Below are 16,534 nucleotides of genomic sequence, written 5' to 3'. Positions count from 1 at the left end.
CGTCCACACGCTTTCCTACTCCCCCCGCATCGTCCTCTTCGCTTCGCGCCGCAGGATCGAGACGAATTTCACCAGCGTTTCATCCTGGCCGCCACGTCGCCACACCACGCCGACTGGGCCGAACGAGCCCACGTCGGTCAGGGGCAGGCGGCGTACCAGCGAGCGGGCCACGAGGTGCCGGGCCATGGCGCCCGAGCAGACGCCCAGATAATCGCTGGCATGGAGAATGGATTCGAGAACCATGACCGATCCTGTCTCCAATGCCGGCACGATTCCCGCACCGCCCCGCTCCAGCAGCGTGTTTTCCAGCCGCACGCGCATCAGCGTATCGCGCGGCGGCATGGCCCATGGATAGGCGTACAGGTCCGTCCAGTCGATCTGGGTGGCGTCCGAGAGCGGATGGTCGGGTCCGACCACGATCGCAATATCGTCTTCGAACAGCACTTCGTGCTCAAGCGTCGGCCCATAGGCGCGTGCATCGATCGAGCCCACGATCAGGTCGAATTCGCGCTCTTCGAGCTGGCTCAGCAGCCTGTTAAAGACACCCTCCGACACCTGGAAGGCCACGTTGCCTTCGTCTTTCTGGAACGCGAGGATGGCACGCGGCAGCAGATGGGCGATCCCCGCCGTCACACTCCCAATGTGCAGCCGCGACACCTCGCCTCGTTCGAGCGAAACGAGTTCGTCATTCGTCCGGCTGACTTCGCCGAGCACGCGCAGCGCCAGCTTGCGCACGGCTTCGCCCGCTGGCGTCAGCCGCATCTGCTTGCCCCGTAGCACGAGCCGGGCGCCGACCAGTTCCTCCATCTCGCTGAGCCAGTGCGAGACGGCCGACTGGGTCATGTGGAGCCGGTCGGCGGCCAGCGTCAGCGTCCCCGCCTCGATCAGTACCAGGAACGACTCCAGATGGCGCATGCGCAACCGCCGGGCCCACGCTACGGCGTCTTGCGGTGACTGCATGAGCATTTCCTCATAGTAGGTTCGTAAGTTTTCATTGGCGACGACCGGGAAGTCGCGGCAATAATGCGATAGCAGCGGCCGCACTGCAACCACGACACGACTGAAGATAAGGATACGACATGAGGAAAATCTCCACTCGGGGGACGATGCTGGCTGCCGCGCTGGCGCTGGGCGCCACGGGGCCGGCCTGGGCCTGCGGGGAGGCCGGTAACACCAGCCCGATCCGCCTGGTGGTCTCGCAGCAGGCCGGTGGTGGCACCGACACGCTGGCACGCATGTGGGCCGAAACCGCGCGGCGGGAACTGGGCACGACGGTCGTCGTCGAGAACAAGGCTGGCGCTGGCGGCGTCATCGCGGCGAAGTACGTGCTCGGCCAACCTGCCGACGGCTGCACGCTCTTCCTGGCCGGCGTGTCCCAGATGGTGCTCAATAAGTTCGCCTACGCGCCGCTCGCCTACAAGCCTGAAGTCGACTTCGCGCCGGTTGCAGTGCTGACGACCACGCCTTTCGTGCTGGTCGCCAATCCGCAATCCGGTATCCGCACCCTGCAGGACCTTGAGGCGATGGCGAAGGCCAAGCCCGACGCGATCAACTTCGCATCGTCGGGCAAGGGCAATTCCACGCACGTCATCGTGGAGTTGTTCCAGAAGAACCAGAAGCTCCGCATGACCCATGTGCCCTACAAGGGCGAGCCCGATGCCATCGTCGGGACGGTCAGCGGACAGACCCAGGTCATGGCGCCCACCGTCGCCACCGCCACGCCGCAGATTCAGGCCGGCAAGCTGGTTCCCTTGGTGCTGTTCTCGCCGAAACGCGTCCCCGAACTGCCTAACGTGCCCACCGCATCCGAGCTGGGCCTGACGGGGTTCGACGACCTCGGCTGGATGGGGATTGCTGCCAAGGCTGGCACACCGCCTGAAACGATCCGCCGCCTGCACGCCGCCTCGCAAAAATTCCTGACCGACAGCGCCGTGCTTCAGAAGATGAAGACGATGCAGGTGATCCCGATGCCGGGATCGTCGAACCTGCTGATGCAACTGACCGAACGCGACACCGCCCGGCTGCAGAGCGCGATGTCCGACGTCGATTTCAAGGCGAACTGACCATGAGCACGCGTGGAATGGTGGTGTGCCCGCAGCCGGAAGCTGCGGAATCGGGCGCGGAGATCCTGAAAGCCGGTGGTAACGCCATCGACGCCGCAGTGGCGTGCGCGCTCGCCCAGACCGTGGTCGATCCGCTGATGTGCGGTATCGCCGGATTCGGCACCGCAGCGGTCTACCTGCCCGGCAGCAACGTGCATGAGTATTTCGACTTCCACGCGACCGCGCCGGGCAATGCCCGACCGGACATGTGGGCCGACCTGCTCGAAGGCGAAGCCCGCGACGGCTTCGGCTTCTTCATCAAGGACCGCCTCAACGACATCGGCTATCAGTCCGTCGCCACCCCGGGCACGCTGCGCGGACTCGAGGCGATGCACGCCGCGCACGGCCGCCTGCCGTGGGCCGAAGTAGTCGCCCCGGCCGTCGACTGGGCGCGGCACGGCTACTTCGTCCGCCCCGGCATGTATGCCTTCTGGAACGACGACGCCACCTTGGGCCGCGCCAGCAACCGGGAGCGGCTGGCCTTCAGCGCATCGGGCCGTACGCTCTACTGCAAGGCGGATGGCAGTCCCAAATCCGTTGGCACGCCCATCGTCAATCCCGACATGGCCAACGTGCTGGAGCGGATCGGTCGCGTCGGTGCCGACGATTTCTATCGTGGTGAAATTGCTGCTGCGATCGTCGAAGACATGCAGCGCCATGACGGCCTGATTTCGAAAGCGGATCTCGATGACTATCAGGTGGTCCGACAAAAGCCGCTGTTCGGTCGATACCGCGACCGCGTCGTGGCGACGAACCAGCCCCCCGGCGGGGGCGCCATGTTGCTGGAGATGCTGCACGCGCTCGAACAGTTCGACCTGGCGGCCATTCCGCACAACTCGCCCGAGTACATCACGATTCTGTGCGAGATCATGAAGCAGGCCACCGTCGACAAGGACCGCCATATCGGCGACCCCGCCTATGTCGACGTCCCGCTCGACTATCTTCTGTCGGCCGAGCGGGCGGCGGCAACGGCCGACGCGGTGCGTAGCGGGCAGCGTGTCGAAGTGACGCGCGTCAATCCGGGCCATGCGGTGCCGCGCGACACCACGCATCTCTCGGTGGTCGATGGCGACGGCAACTGCGTGTCGCTGACGCATTCGCTCGCCATGCCGGCCGGGGCGATCACACCCGGACTGGGGTTCATGTACAACGGCTGCATGGGCGTGTTCGATCCCCGGCCCGGTCGGGCTGGGAGCATCGCGCCGGGCAAGCGCCGCTTCACGTCGTCTTGCCCGACCATCGTGTTCCGGGATGGCAAGCCGGAGATCGTGCTCGGCGCGCCCGGGGGCACCCAGATCGCCATGGGCGTGCTGCAAGCCATCCTGAACGTGGTGGATCGCGGCATGACGATGCAGGAGGCCGTGTCGGCGCCCCGGTTCTCGTCGACCAGCAACGCCATCGACATCTGCAATCGGGTACCGCGGGCAGTGGCTCGGCAACTGGAGCAACGCGGCTACGAAGTCATCCGAAATCCCTACAACTACACCATCGGCTGGGTGCACGCTGTGCGACTCAGCGACGGCCGCCTGGAAGGCGGCGCCGACCCCGGACGCGATGGCGTCGCCTACTCGGTGGAATCGTTGATGTAGGGCAGATGCGGCGCGCTACCCAACCGTGGCGTACGCCAACGTCTTCGGCGTCTGGACGATCACCTCAGGCGCATCGCCAACAATGACGGTGTCGTCCAGACGAAAGCCGCCGAGACCGTAGACGTACAGGCCCGGCTCGGCCGAATAGACCTCCCCGGCCAGCAGTGCCCGCGTGTTGAATGCCATGTCTTCGGGGTACTCATGCAGCATGAGGCCCACCGCGTGGCCGGTCCTGTGGAAGACGAATTCCCCGCATCCCGCGGCTTCGATCACGGCCTGCGCGGCGGCATCCATATCGCAGACGCGCCGGCCGACCACGGCGGCGGCCACCGCAGCGTCCGTCGCCTGCGCGGCTACACGATAGAACTTCGCCTGCTCGTCGCTCGGCTGGCCGCAGAACCACGTACGTTCATTCTCGACGTAGAGCCCGTTCAGCCTCGGGAGTACGAGGTTGACGATGGTGTCGCCCTTCGCAATGCGCGCGCCGCAAGAGGCGCCATCGCCGTGCGGGGAAGCGGATGCAGCGCCGGTGAGGGTCCAGCACTTCAGGATCTCGAAGTCCTCGCCGGGGAACCGCCTCGCCGCTTCTTCCACCATCAGCGCCCCCATGGCGTGGTCCAGCTCCTGAACCAGACGGCCGGGGCGAATGTTCTCCCGGTACCGATCCTGGACCCAGTCGGTCAGGCCGGCCAACGCCCGCATGTTCTGGAGTTCCTCTTCGTGCTTGACCCACCGGAGACTGCGCATCTCGGCAAGCGCCGGTCGCAACGTCATCTCGGGAAGGTGGCGCTGCGCCCCGGCCAGAATGGGATGCGGCACGTCCACAGCGATGCGCGACATCGCCAACCCCTTCTGGCTCAACAAGCCTGCTACCACCTCCGGCAGTTGCGACGGCAAGGCAAGACGGTTGGTCACACGCGGGTGCTCGGCATAGTAGGTCACGTCCGACAGCCAGACCGTGCCCTTCTCCGTGGCGAAGCGCATGTGGTTGGTGGAGAGCTCGTTCATTACCGCGAACGTGTCCCCGTTGCGCGGCACGACAACGAACACCGGCCGCTCCCATGGCCAGACATCGAGCTGGAAATTCGTTGCGTACTGGAAGAAGTCAGGCGTGCCGAACACCAGGGCATCCACGCGCAAGCGGTCCATCAGGCGTCGCATGGCCGACAGCCGGTATTCGTGTACAGCGTTGGTCAGATGAGGCATGTCGTGGCCTAGAGAGAGATGTTGAGACGGCGAATGGTGGGGCCCCACGCGTCGGCATCGCGCTTCATATAGCGCTCGACTTCCGAAGGCGGGCCCTTGATGGCATCCAGAAACTGGAATCCCAGCTTTTCCTTGAACTGCGGATCGTCAAGAACATGGTTGATATCCGCGTTGATCTGCTGGACCACCCCCGGCGGCGTGCCGGCCCGCGCCACGATCGCGTACCAGCCTGGCACCTCGACGTCGTAGCCCAGCTCCTTGAACGTAGGCACCGTCGGCAGCGCAGTCAGGCGCCGCTCACCGGTGACCGCCAAGGGCAGCAGTTTCTTGCCCACGATGAACGGCTGCACACCCGCCACGACGTTCATCATCACGGGCGTTTGTCCATTCATCAGGCTGGTCGATCCCCCCGTCCCGTTGAAGGGCACGTGCTGCATCTTGATGCCGGTGCGCTCCGCCACCAGTTCCATGGCGAGGTGCGTGGAGTTGCCGATGCCCCCGGACGCAAAGCTGATCTCGCCGGGCCGTGCCTTGGCCATGCGCACGAAATCCTGGAACGTTTGCACGTGCAGGGATGGAGCCGCGACGAAGACGAACGGCGAGTTGGCGAGCATGGCCACGCCAGTCAGGTCCTTGGTCGGCGAGTACGGCAGCTTCGGATAGAGGAAGGGATTGAAGGCCAGGTTGGACACGCCGGCAAAGAACAGCGTGTGGCCATCGGCCGGCTGCCCCAGTACGTACGAGATGGCCAGCGTGCCGTTGGCGCCTGGCTTGTTCTCCACGACAACCGGCTGCTTCCACGCCTGCCCGAGCTTCTCGGCCAGTGCGCGTGCCAACACATCGTTGCCCGTTCCACCCGCCTGCGGCACTACCAACCGGATGGGCTTGGTCGGAAAACCTTGCGCGCCGGCGGTGGCCGACAGCGCCAGTGACGCAACCGCCGCAGCAGTCCATCCCCATAACTTTTGCACGTTCATCTCGCACCCTGAAATCATCTGTTTCGTCGCTACCGCTAGCGACGATGACCGAAATGTACCATGTGGTACACGATGGGACGAAATTGGGGTTTACGCGAGCGCGCAACGACGGTGTCGGGTGAGAGTGCTTCGGGGGTCGGTCGGGGCTACGCGCCCTTCTTCGACTTTCCAGGCGAGGTCATCTTGCTGGCGAAGTACTTGAGCGCGGCCGTGGTGCCCTTGCGGTCGCCCGTCGTGATCAGGTCCAGCAGCAGGCCGCGAATCGTCGCCACTTCGACGCGTGCGAACAGCCGCGCTTCCTCCGCGCTGATGTGCATGGCTTGCTGCAAGCGCTCGGCAATCACGGCGGTCCAGCTACCAATGACATCGTCAAGAAAGCCGCTGAAGCGTTCACGATCCCGGATAGCTCTTCCGTAGATTTCGAACAGCAACTGCATGATGGGCAGATAGCTCGACGCGGAGTAGCGCTCCCATGCCGCCACCAGGGTCGCTTCCGCATCCAGTCCATCCACGTGCAATTGCTCACGTGCCTGCTGCTCGGCATGCCGCACGCGGAACAGCAGTGCCTGCCAGAAGCCGTCAGCGGAGCCAAAGTAGTAGATGAGCATCCGGTGGCTGGTTCCCAGTGCATCCGCCACACTGCGCAACGACAGATCCCCAAGACCGTTCTCGAGAACATGCACGGTTGCCGCATCGAGCAATTGAATGGCCTGCTCGCTAGCGGAGCGGTCGGGCGGCGAGGCTTTGGTTTTTGGCATCCTTGGCTTCGGAGTCAGGAATAGGGCGCGGGGTGCAAAATGTACCATGCAGTACAAGACGGCAACGCTCTCTTCATTCGTCGGCCTGGCCGCAGCGCCACGCTGATCGCTATCCAGCCTCGCCTTTCATCCCGATCTTCGTCACCAGCGCCCCGTAGCGTGAGGTTTCCGCTGCAACCAGCTCCGCGAACTGTGCAGTCGAGGCGCTCTTGCGAATCTCCCCGCCATTGGCCTTCATCGTGGCGTCCAGCTTGCCGCTGGCTTGCAAGGCGGCTACCGCCTCGAACAGCCGCCTGGCGATCGGGGCAGGGAGGCCCGCTGGCGCGAACAGTCCACTCCAGTTGTCGAGCACGAAGCCGGGCGGTAGCGATTCCGCCAGCGTCGACACTTCCGGAAAATGTATGGAACGCGCCGCCGCGGACACCGCCAGCGCGCGCACCTGTCCCTGCCGGATCATCGGCGCGGCCGTGCTGAGCACAGGCATGCCGAACTGCGTCTGCCCGCTGATCATCGCGGTGAGGATTTCGTTGGCGCCCTTGTACGGGATGTGCACCGCTTCCGTGTGCGTGTCATGCAGCAGCGTTTCCACCGCCAGATGCGACACACTGCCTTTGCCGCCCGAACCATAGTTCAGCGCGCCGGGTCTCTTGCGCATCGCGTCGATCAGTTCGCGGGCCGACTTGTAGGGCGACGAAGCCGGCACGGCAAGCACCACGGGCCCGCCCGACAGCGCCGAGATCGCCGTGAAATCGCGCGACGGATCGTAGGGCGGTTCGCGATACAGGTGCACATTGATCACGTGCTGGTTGGCCAGCACGCCCAGCGTGTAGCCATCGGGAGCCGCCCGCTTCAAGGCGCGCGCGCCGATGATGCCGCCGGCCCCGCCGACGTTCTCCACCACCAGCGGTTGCCCCAGCACCGGCCCGAGTTCGGCCGAGATGGTTCGGGCGATGGAATCCGGCGCGGTGCCCGCGACAAACGGCACGACGAGCCGGATGGGCCGGCTGGGATACGGTGCGGCGGCCAGCGCCACGCGGCCAAACGTGCCGCCCAGCGCCGCGGCGCCGGCGGCGGCGCCTGCGCTGGCAAGCCATTGACGACGATTCATGGTTGTCTCCTGATAGGCGCGCGGTCTGGGCCGCGTCACCGGTCTGCGTTCAGGCAGCAGCGGGATCGAGGATCGCCTTGGCAATCGTGTTGCGCTGGATCTCGCTGGTGCCGGTGAAGATGCGGAACATGCGCAGCTTGCGCCAGGTCTGCTCCACGGGATGTCCGCGTGTCACGCCCACGTTACCGTGGATCTGCACGGCCTTGTCGGCCACTTCGAAACAGCGCTCGGACACGAACAGCTTGCAGGCGGCGGCCTTCATGCGCAGGTCGGCGCCAGCATCGGCCAGCATCGCCGTCTGCGCAATCATGCTCTCGCAGGCCCACAGCGCTGCCGCCATATCGGCCAGCATATGCTGGATGGCCTGGAAGCGCGCGATCGGACCGCCAAACTGCCGCCGTTGTCCCGCGTACTCGACCGATGCCTGGTACGCGCGCGTCGCCAGCCCGAGCATCGAGGGGCAATGCAGCAGTCGGTTCACGTTGATGCGCGACATGCCGAGCTTGAAGCCCCGCCCTTCCCCGCCGAAGATGTTGGCGCGCGGCACACGCACGTTCTCGAAACGGATATCCGCATCGATATGCTGGCCGGACATCGGCACGTAGGCCTGTTCGACGGTGACGCCGGGCAGGTCAAGGTCGACCAGCACTGCGGTGATCGCGGGCGGCGTGGTGCCTGCATCGGTCACGCACATCACGATGGCGAAGTCCGCGAACGGTGCCCCGCTGATGTAGTGCTTCTGGCCATTGACGACCAGATCGTCGCCATCTGCCACGGCGGTGGTCCGAATGCTCTGCGCGTCAGATCCGGAATGGGGTTCCGTCAGCGCGAAGCAAGTGGACTTCTCGCCCCGGATCACCGGGCGGAAGTAGCGCGCCACCTGGTCTGGCGTGGCGTACTTGAGCATATTGCCCACGCGGGGCGGGCCACCCAGATCGCCCAGCACGTGCGGTGCCAGTACCGCGCCGCTGGCGGCAAGGTCGGCCTTGAGCGCGCACTGCTCCTGGATGTTGAGTCCCTTTCCGCCAAGTTCTACCGGCAGGCAGGCGGCGTAGAGGCCCAGTTCGCTCGAACGGCGCCATACCTTGCGCAGCACCTCGCGCGGCCATGGGTCTTCAGTGCCCAGACCGAGCTCCTGTTCGAGCGGGCGCAGTTCATCGTCGATGAAGCGCGCCACGGCGGCCCGCGTATCGATCAGCACCGGATTGGTCAGATGGTCGAACATAAGCACTCCTCAGTTCACGCGGCGGCCGCCGCCGGCCCAGTACTGCTCGCGCACGAGCTTGCGGGCCAGCTTGCCGCTGGCGTTCTTGGGTAGTTCCGCCACGAAGTCCACCGAGCGCGGCGACTTGTAGTCCGCAATGCGCGCGCGGCAATGGCCGATCAGTTCGTTCGCGCTGGCCTGCCGGCCCGGCCACAACGCCACGACAGCCTTGACGCTTTCGCCCCAGGTATCGTCCGGCACGCTGATCACGCACGCCTCCATCACGTCGGGGTGCTGGTACAGCGTGGCCTCCACTTCGTTCGGATAGACGTTGAAGCCGCCCGAGATGATCATGTCCTTCTTGCGGTCGACGAGATAGATATAACCCTCCGCATCCACGCGGGCGAGATCGCCGGTATGGAGCCAGCCATCGACCAGCACCTCGCTGGTCAACGCCGGCTCGCCCCAATAGCCCTGGAACACGTCTGCGCCGCGAATCACCAGTTCGCCGATCTCTTCGCCGCTGACCTCCTCGCCGCGCTCGTTGACCACGCGGACTTCGGTCTCGCCCAGCGCGCGGCCGCAGGACGCCAGCCGCTCGGGGTATTCGTCGATGGCCAGTGCATGGTCGACCGTGGAAAGCCGCGTGACGCCGGACGTCGATTCGCTCGCGCCATAGCCCTGCGACAGCACCGGGCCGATGCGCTGCCACGCCTCGCGGATGCGCGCCGGCGCCATCGGTGCGGCGCCATAGGCCAGCGTCTTGAGGCTGCTCAGGTCGGCAGTGGCAAGCGTCGGCTCGGCCAGCAACATGTTGATCATCGCCGGCACCATGAAGACATGGGTCAACTGCAGGCGCGCGACCTCGGCCAGGAAATGCGCGGGCTCGAACTTCTCGAACAGCACCAGCGTGGCGCCGAGGAACAGGTACGGCTGCATCAGCATGCCGGAGGCATGCGTGACTGGGCCGATCAGCGCGAGGCGGTCGCCGGGGCGCGCGGGCCGGTCCATGGTCAGGATCATCTTGCGCAGCGCCGCCAGCCGGTTGCCATAGCTCTGCATGGCCGCCTTGATCTTGCCCGTGGAGCCCGAGGAGAAATGCAGCACCGCCAGATCGTCGGGGTGCGGCGTGTAGTCGATCGCTGCCATGCCGCCACCGGCCACGAGCGACTCATAGTCACCATGGCCCGGTGCCCCGGTCTCGATGGCGAAGAAGTGCTCCACGCTGCCAAAGCCTTGGGTATCCCGCGAGTAGCCGGTATATCCGGGCCCCACGATCATCACGCGCGGCGTGCAGTTCTCCACCACGTCGGAAGCCTCGGCGGCGGTGAAGCGCGGGTTCAGCGCCGCCTTGACGAGCCCAGCCTTGTACAGCGCGCATTCAATCTCGACGATCTCGGGGCAGTTGCGTGACTGAATCGCCACGCGATCGCCCTTGCGCAGGCCCAGCGCCAGCAGCGCGTTGGCCAGCCGGGTCGAACGGTCTTCAAGCTGGCGATAGGTCAGCACGCGGTCTCGGTACAGCACAGCGGGGTTATCGCCCCAGTAACGCGCCGCGCGCCTGAGGAAATAGGCGAAGGACATGGGTGTCTCCTTGATGGCTTGGTTTTTGTGCCCCCAGTCTGTAAGCTGCGGCCCATCACCACAATGAGGTAAGTGGCATGAAGCCATAACCATCAGGAATGCCATATGGAGACGCGGGATCTGGACTACGTGCTGGCAGTGGGCACGCACGGCGGAATCGGGCGGGCGGCAGACGCGCTGGGCATGACCCAGCCCGCGCTGACCAAGGCCATCCAGCGCGTGGAAGCGCAACTCGGCGTGTCGCTGTTCGAGCGCACGGCGCTCGGCATGCGGGTGACGCCGGCTGGAGCGGTGTTCCTGGAACGGGCGCGCCGCATCCGGCTGGAATACGAAGACGCGCTCAAGGAGATGCGCGGCATCCAGACGGGGGAACTGGGCTTGCTGCGGCTGGGCTATTCGCCGTCGATGCCAACCGGGCTGGTGCTCGGCGCGTGCCGCCAGTTGATCCGGGAGCGGCCGGTAGCCAGGCTGCGGCTGACGATGCGCGTAGCGCGCGAACTGATGGATCTGGTGGAGACCGGCGAACTGGACCTGGCCTTGGCTCCCCTGCCGCGCCAGCCCAACCCGGCGCTAGAGATGCGGGAACTGTTCACCGACCGCCTCGCCGTGGTCGCCGATGAGGCCCATCCGCTGCAGCAGCGGCGCAACCTCACGCTGGCCGATCTGGTCGGCCAGCAATGGATGCTGCCCAGCGCCCACGTATTGATTCGCCAACAACTCGAGGCCGCGTTTGCCGAGCTTGGCCTGCCACCGCCCATCCTGCGTGTGGAGACGGATTTCGGCAGCGCCACGCTGTTCGACCTCGTGCGCGGCACCGACATCCTGTGCATGGCCGCTGCCAACGGCAACAGCCGGATTGCCGGACTGCACCCGATCGCGCTGCGCGCCGATGCACTCGACCTGGGCCGCCGCGTCGGCGTGCTGTCGCGGGCGGGCGCCTACCTGTCCCCGCTCGCGAACCGGATGGTGGATCTGCTCGCCGCGAAGTCGGTGTGAGCGAATTCGCTGGCCAGTGGCAGCCGCTTCCGCCCCTATGCTTTGGCATAGGTGTCGATGGCTCTTCGAACAATGATGCGGATACAGACTGAGAATTGGCGTCCGACCTCCATCTGTCTAACATTCCGGCTATCAGTCGCACGTTTTGTTCGACATCCGGAGGAACCTCATGACCCCCAGCAATATATCCGCCCCCGTCGCCGCCACGCGTGCCGGGTTCGCCGTTCCGGCCTCTGCCATGGGCATTGTGCTCGGCATGGCCGGCCTATCGAACTGTTGGCGGGTCGCTCATACGCTATGGGGTGTCAGCGCGGAGATTTCTGACGCGCTCTTTGCGGTCACCACGCTCATCTGGGCCGTGCTCGTGCTCTTGTACGCCGCCAAGTGGGTGGGGCATCGTAGCGAAGCATTGGCGGAGGCACGACATCCCGTCGCCTGTTGCTTTATCGGCTTGATCCCGGTGGCCACGCTGCTGATTGCGGTCTGGCTACACGGTTACGTTCCAACGTTGGGGCGCGCCCTGATCGTGGTGGGCGTGGTTGCCCAACTGGCCTTCTCGACGTTCCGCAGCGGCGGCATGATGCGAGGGGGTCGCAAGCTCGGCGATACCACCGCGGTGATGTATCTACCCACCGTGGCGGGCAACTTTGTCTCCGCGATGGCCATGAGTTCGCTTGGCTGGATGGATCTCGCCAAGCTATTCTTCGGCGCCGGCCTGTTCTCGTGGCTCGCGATCGAGTCGATCCTCACCTACCGACTGCATCTTGGCGACGAACTGGCCACTGCGGTGCGACCGACACTGGGTATCCAGTTGGCGCCACCGGTAGTTGGCGCGGTGGCATACCTTGCCGTCACAGGTGGCAGCCTGGACTGGCCCTTCTACGCAATGTTCGGTTATGGCGTCCTGCAGCTACTGTTCCTGGCGCGGCTCGCAACCTGGTTTTCGGCGGCGGGCGCGACACCGGGCTTCTGGGCGTTCAGCTTCGGGGTCACCGCGCTGGGGCTGTCCTGCATGCGCGCCGCGACCATCGCACCTGCTTCTCTATTCGCGAACCTCGCATTGCCCCTGTTCGTCTTCGTCAATCTCTTTGTCGGCGCGCTGTTCCTGATGACACTGCGCCTGTTGCTGCAAGGTCGTCTGTTCCGTCGCACCACTTAACCGGCAGTCACGAAAGCGCGCCCAGGACCGCAAACGCGGTTCTGGGCGTTGCGCCTGCCTTGCCTCGGCTAGCTACGCTCGAGGACTATCTTCCCGACGGTCTTGTTGCTCTCCAGCGCTGCATGGGCACGACGGAGGTTTTCGGCCGTGATATCGCCGTAGTGCTCGCCAACCGTGGTCTTCAGCACACCCTCATCGAGCAATGCCGCCACGCGCCCGAGCAGCTTGTGCTGCGCGATCATGTCGGCGGCCCGGTACATCGACCGCGTGAACATGAATTCCCAATGCAGCGAGATCGACTTGCGCTTAAGCGGCATCGCGTCCAGCGTTGCGGGATCGTCGATCAGCGCCAGTTGTCCCTGGGGCTTGAGCAGGTCGACGATCTGGGCGTAGTAGCTGTCCGTGTGCGTCAGGCTGATGACATGCTCGACCTGAGGCAGCCCCAACGCCGCCAGTTGCGGCTGCAGCGGCTGGCCGTGGTCGATCACATGGTGCGCGCCTCGCTCGCTCACCCACTTCCGGGTCGCGGGCCGGGAAGCCGTGCCAATGACCGTCACGCCGGTGAGCCTGCGCGCCAACTGGATCAGGATCGAGCCGACACCACCGCTCGCGCCGATCACCAGCAGGCTCTGTCCCTGGCCGCCACCCTCGGGGATGCGCAGCCGATCGAACAGCAGCTCCCACGCCGTAATGCTGGTCAGCGGCAGCGCCGCGGCCTCGGCGGGCGCGAGCGAAGTGGGCCGATGCCCCGCAATCCGTTCGTCGACAAGGCCATACTCGGCGTAGCTGCCCTGGCGCGTGATATCGCCGGCGTACCAGACCTTGTCGCCCACCTTGAAGAACTCCACCGCAGCGCCAACGGCCTCCACCGTGCCGACGGCGTCCCATCCCAACACGCGCGGCGCGCCCGGCTGCACACCGAGGCGTAGCTTGCTGTCCACCGGATTCACTGCAATCGCCTCGATCCGGACCCGCAGATCACGGGAATCCGGTTCCGGCCGCGGGAGGTCCACCTCGTACAAGGCACGCGGATCCTCGATGGGTAGCCCGGCCTTGTCGTAAACAATCGCTTTCATTCTGCTTGACTCCTCGATAGGTAGAACAGGCTACGCGCCGCGCAGGAACTCGCGCACGTGCGCGACGTAGGTGGGGGCATACTGGAAGAGGGCCCCGTGACCGGCGTTCGGATAGACGATCAATGTCGCATCTGGCAGACCCTCCGCCAGCACAAAGCTGTTACGCGTAGGGATCATGGTGTCGTTGTCCCCATTGGTCACGAGCACGGGATGCGAAATCTTGCCGAGCTTGCCGGTGACGTCACCCTCCCAGTTGGCCCAGGCGATCATCGCGCCAAGTTGCGCCGGCGCAACCTCGGTGCTGGCCGGCAGGTCCGGCTCGCCGGTTCGCGATGCAAGGCGCTCCAGGAAAGCTTGCGCAGCGGCGGTGCCGGCGGGCGTCGCCGGGAAGAAGAGGCGCTTGAGTTTTTCCGGCATCGGCATCTCGCCATCCGTGTAGATCGCAACCAGTTCGGGACGATCCATGCCGGCACCCTCGCCGCCCTGCGGCGCACTGCCCGACAGGATCACACGCGCCACCAGTTCCGGTCTGGCGATCGCGATATCCTGCGCGAGAAAGCCGCCGAGCGAGTAACCCAGGATGTGGCACTTGCGGAGTGCGATGGCGTCGGCGAACCGCAGGACATGCCGGGCCATGGCCTCGATGGTGGCCGGCACGGCACCGCCGGAGCGTCCCACCCCCGCGTTCTCGAAGAGGATGATCTCCCGGTCCGCGGACAGCGCGTCGATGATCGCCGGGTCCCAGTTGTCGAGCGTGCCAGTGAAATGCTGGAGGCAAAGCAGGGGGAAGCCGCCGTTTGCGTTGCCGAAGCGCCGATAGGCGTAGCGGACGCCCTCGGCTTCGGCATACTGCGTCGGGGCATTGGATGAGGTTACGGGTGTCATGCTGGTGTCCAGTGTTGTTCAGCCATCGTTGTCATGCCGCCGCAGAGCCGTCGTACGCGGGCATGACCAGCACCGCCCGGAACCGGACATCGGCACGCATCATGCGGTCGTAGGCTGCCTGCGCCTGCTCCAACGGGAAGGTCTCGATCATGGGCCGGATGCCCTGCAAGTTGGCAAAGGCCAGGGTCTGCTCGTTGTCGAAGACCGTTCCCGTGAGAGCGCCTACCACCGCACGCGCGCCGAACACGAGGTCCATTGCCGTCAGCGAGATGGGGTCGCCCGGGACTGCCACGACGACCAGCCGTCCGCGCGCCGCCAGGCCGGGAACGAGCGCCGACATGCCGGCGCCCGTAGGTGCCGTTCCCAACACCACCTTGGCCCCGCCGAGACTGCGCAGCACGGCCACAGCGTCTTCGCTTTCTGAGTCGATATAGCGATGGGCGCCCAGCTCGGCCGCCAGTTCCGCCTTGTCGGCGCCACGCGCAATCGCCACGGTATGGAAGCCCATCTTGCGCGCGAACTGCACCGCGAGATGGCCAAGGCCGCCCAGTCCATGGACCGCCACCACGTCGCCGGCCCGCGCATTGGCGTTACGCAAGGCGTTGAAGGTGGTCAGGCCGGCGCACAGCAGCGGAGCCGCCTCGGCAGCGTCGAGTTCTTCCGGCACACGTACCAGCCCGCGCGCTTCGGCGAGCATCCGTTCGGCGTAGCCGCCATCCGTCGTCATGCCCGTAATGACCGGGCTCTCGCAGTTGACGATATCGCCCTGCCGGCATGACGGGCAGCTACGGTCTTCGCCGGCCAGGAAGCCTACGCCCACGCGCTGGCCGATGCGCCAACCATCGACACCATGGCCCAGTGCCTCGATCCGGCCCACGACCTCGTGGCCGGGCACCATGGGCCGCTCCGGGTCGGCGGGAGCGCGCCCCACCGTGGCGCTGTCCGAGTGGCAGACGCCGCACGCTTCCACGCGGATACGGACCTGTCCGTGTCCAGGCTCGGTCACCGGGCGATCGATCAGCGCCAGCTTGCCAGGCGCCACCACTACGGCGGCGCGATAGGTTTGCGTTGCAGTCATGGTTGCGCCCTCACTCGAAGCGGAAGTCCGACAGATCCACGCCCACGATCAGCGGCTCCGCCATCGCCAGGTTCTCGGGCGTGCGCGGGTAGATGCGCATGCGCGTCGGCATGCGAATGCCCTGCACCTCGACATAGTCGGAAAGGTAGCGGGCGGCGGCGTTACGGCCCTGGATGTCCACCTCGTAGTCATGACGGCGCAGCAGGCCGTCCGCGTCGAAGTAGTAGGTCTGCTCCGCGCTATGCGTGGCCACGGCATCGGGGAAGGTCACACGCAGACGCCGCCAGGAGAGGCCGTCCACCACCCACGGCTCGATCTCGGTGGCACGCACGCCGGGGTGGCGCAGCACGAATGGCGACGTCAGATACGTCCACATCGTGTAGCCAGCGAAGTACGCCAGTTGGGCATTCGACCAGGGGGTCTCAAGCTCGAAGCCGGCGAATGAGGCACGGGGGTTCGAGAGGGTCTCGACCGGCGTACCGTCCGGTTGCAGGATCTCCACGCGCGCCGGCGTGAAGACCGAGTGGTTCGTGGTCGGTGCGAAGGGTTCGTGCGACACCCGTTGTGCGTGAAGGTCGACGGTCACGCGTGAATCCGTCAAGACCCCTTCACGTTGCTTCAGCGTCCACAGGACACCCGTGTGGTGCAGGCGCGCCGACACGCGCTGGAAACCCTGGAAGCGTTCGAGGCCACCCGCGGCCTCGATGGCGAAACTGATCAAATCAGACATGCTTTACCTTTCTGAAGACGAAACGATCCACCTCGACGCTGACGCGCGAAGGTGGGGAAATGGTGCGACCGGCGCGCCGTGT

The 16,534-nt window shown here is 65.6% G+C and carries 15 protein-coding genes; 4 read left to right on the top strand and 11 right to left on the bottom strand.

The window, feature by feature from the left end:
• Positions 1-15 precede the first annotated feature (15 nt).
• Positions 16-960 carry a LysR family transcriptional regulator gene (locus AC1DEL_RS00745; RefSeq protein WP_441644899.1) on the bottom strand — a complete coding sequence of 315 codons (945 nt, stop codon included), beginning with the start codon at positions 958-960 and terminating at the stop codon, positions 16-18.
• Between the two features lie 119 nt (positions 961-1,079).
• Here AC1DEL_RS00745 and AC1DEL_RS00740 point away from each other — a divergent pair, with 119 nt between their 5' ends.
• The gene (locus tag AC1DEL_RS00740; protein WP_477125108.1) at positions 1,080-2,063 is read left to right on the top strand and encodes a tripartite tricarboxylate transporter substrate binding protein; all 984 of its coding nucleotides are present in this window, start codon (positions 1,080-1,082) and stop codon (positions 2,061-2,063) included.
• A gap of 2 nt (positions 2,064-2,065) precedes the next feature.
• Positions 2,066-3,691 carry a gamma-glutamyltransferase gene (gene ggt / locus AC1DEL_RS00735; protein WP_441591225.1) on the top strand — a complete coding sequence of 542 codons (1,626 nt, stop codon included), beginning with the start codon at positions 2,066-2,068 and terminating at the stop codon, positions 3,689-3,691.
• Positions 3,692-3,706: 15 nt separating this feature from the next.
• Here the strand turns inward: ggt and AC1DEL_RS00730 are convergent, their stop codons facing one another.
• The 6 genes from AC1DEL_RS00730 to AC1DEL_RS00705 all read right to left on the bottom strand — a co-directional run bounded on the left by AC1DEL_RS00730 (position 3,707) and on the right by AC1DEL_RS00705 (position 10,528).
• A complete protein-coding gene (locus AC1DEL_RS00730; RefSeq protein ID WP_477125109.1) occupies positions 3,707-4,897 on the bottom strand; it encodes a M24 family metallopeptidase in 1,191 nt (396 codons plus the stop codon).
• An 8-nt stretch (positions 4,898-4,905) separates the two neighbouring features.
• Positions 4,906-5,874 (bottom strand): Bug family tripartite tricarboxylate transporter substrate binding protein, encoded by a 969-nt coding sequence (locus tag AC1DEL_RS00725; RefSeq protein ID WP_092294058.1) that lies wholly within the window; start codon positions 5,872-5,874, stop codon positions 4,906-4,908.
• Between the two features lie 146 nt (positions 5,875-6,020).
• Positions 6,021-6,632, bottom strand: coding sequence for a TetR/AcrR family transcriptional regulator (locus AC1DEL_RS00720; protein WP_092294060.1), 612 nt, complete (start codon positions 6,630-6,632; stop codon positions 6,021-6,023).
• A 109-nt stretch (positions 6,633-6,741) separates the two neighbouring features.
• Positions 6,742-7,740, bottom strand: a complete 999-nt coding sequence (locus tag AC1DEL_RS00715) for a tripartite tricarboxylate transporter substrate-binding protein (RefSeq protein ID WP_092294062.1) — start codon at positions 7,738-7,740, stop codon at positions 6,742-6,744.
• 49 nt (positions 7,741-7,789) lie between these two features.
• Positions 7,790-8,965, bottom strand: a complete 1,176-nt coding sequence (locus AC1DEL_RS00710) for an acyl-CoA dehydrogenase family protein (RefSeq protein ID WP_092294064.1) — start codon at positions 8,963-8,965, stop codon at positions 7,790-7,792.
• A gap of 9 nt (positions 8,966-8,974) precedes the next feature.
• Entirely contained in the window at positions 8,975-10,528 is a 1,554-nt protein-coding gene (locus AC1DEL_RS00705) for an AMP-binding protein (RefSeq protein ID WP_441591221.1), read from the bottom strand.
• Positions 10,529-10,633: 105 nt separating this feature from the next.
• Here AC1DEL_RS00705 and AC1DEL_RS00700 point away from each other — a divergent pair, with 105 nt between their 5' ends.
• A complete protein-coding gene (locus AC1DEL_RS00700; RefSeq protein ID WP_477125110.1) occupies positions 10,634-11,524 on the top strand; it encodes a LysR family transcriptional regulator in 891 nt (296 codons plus the stop codon).
• A gap of 169 nt (positions 11,525-11,693) precedes the next feature.
• Positions 11,694-12,683 carry a dicarboxylate transporter/tellurite-resistance protein TehA gene (tehA, locus tag AC1DEL_RS00695; RefSeq protein WP_477107368.1) on the top strand — a complete coding sequence of 330 codons (990 nt, stop codon included), beginning with the start codon at positions 11,694-11,696 and terminating at the stop codon, positions 12,681-12,683.
• Between the two features lie 68 nt (positions 12,684-12,751).
• Here the strand turns inward: tehA and AC1DEL_RS00690 are convergent, their stop codons facing one another.
• From AC1DEL_RS00690 to AC1DEL_RS00675, 4 genes are read right to left on the bottom strand one after another with little or no spacing between them, the layout of a single operon-like run.
• A complete protein-coding gene (locus AC1DEL_RS00690) occupies positions 12,752-13,759 on the bottom strand; it encodes a zinc-binding alcohol dehydrogenase family protein (protein WP_477125111.1) in 1,008 nt (335 codons plus the stop codon).
• A gap of 30 nt (positions 13,760-13,789) precedes the next feature.
• A complete protein-coding gene (locus AC1DEL_RS00685; RefSeq protein ID WP_441591218.1) occupies positions 13,790-14,644 on the bottom strand; it encodes an alpha/beta fold hydrolase in 855 nt (284 codons plus the stop codon).
• 31 nt (positions 14,645-14,675) lie between these two features.
• Complete coding sequence (locus AC1DEL_RS00680) at positions 14,676-15,722, bottom strand: alcohol dehydrogenase catalytic domain-containing protein (RefSeq protein ID WP_092294076.1); 1,047 nt, start codon at positions 15,720-15,722, stop codon at positions 14,676-14,678.
• A gap of 10 nt (positions 15,723-15,732) precedes the next feature.
• Positions 15,733-16,452, bottom strand: a complete 720-nt coding sequence (locus tag AC1DEL_RS00675) for a hypothetical protein (protein WP_092294078.1) — start codon at positions 16,450-16,452, stop codon at positions 15,733-15,735.
• Between the last annotated feature and the right edge of the window lie 82 nt (positions 16,453-16,534).

This window comes from Cupriavidus sp. 10L43_2, from assembly GCF_056395265.1.
Note: the sequence above shows the minus strand (reverse complement) of the source record. Positions and strands in the feature narration are given on the sequence as shown.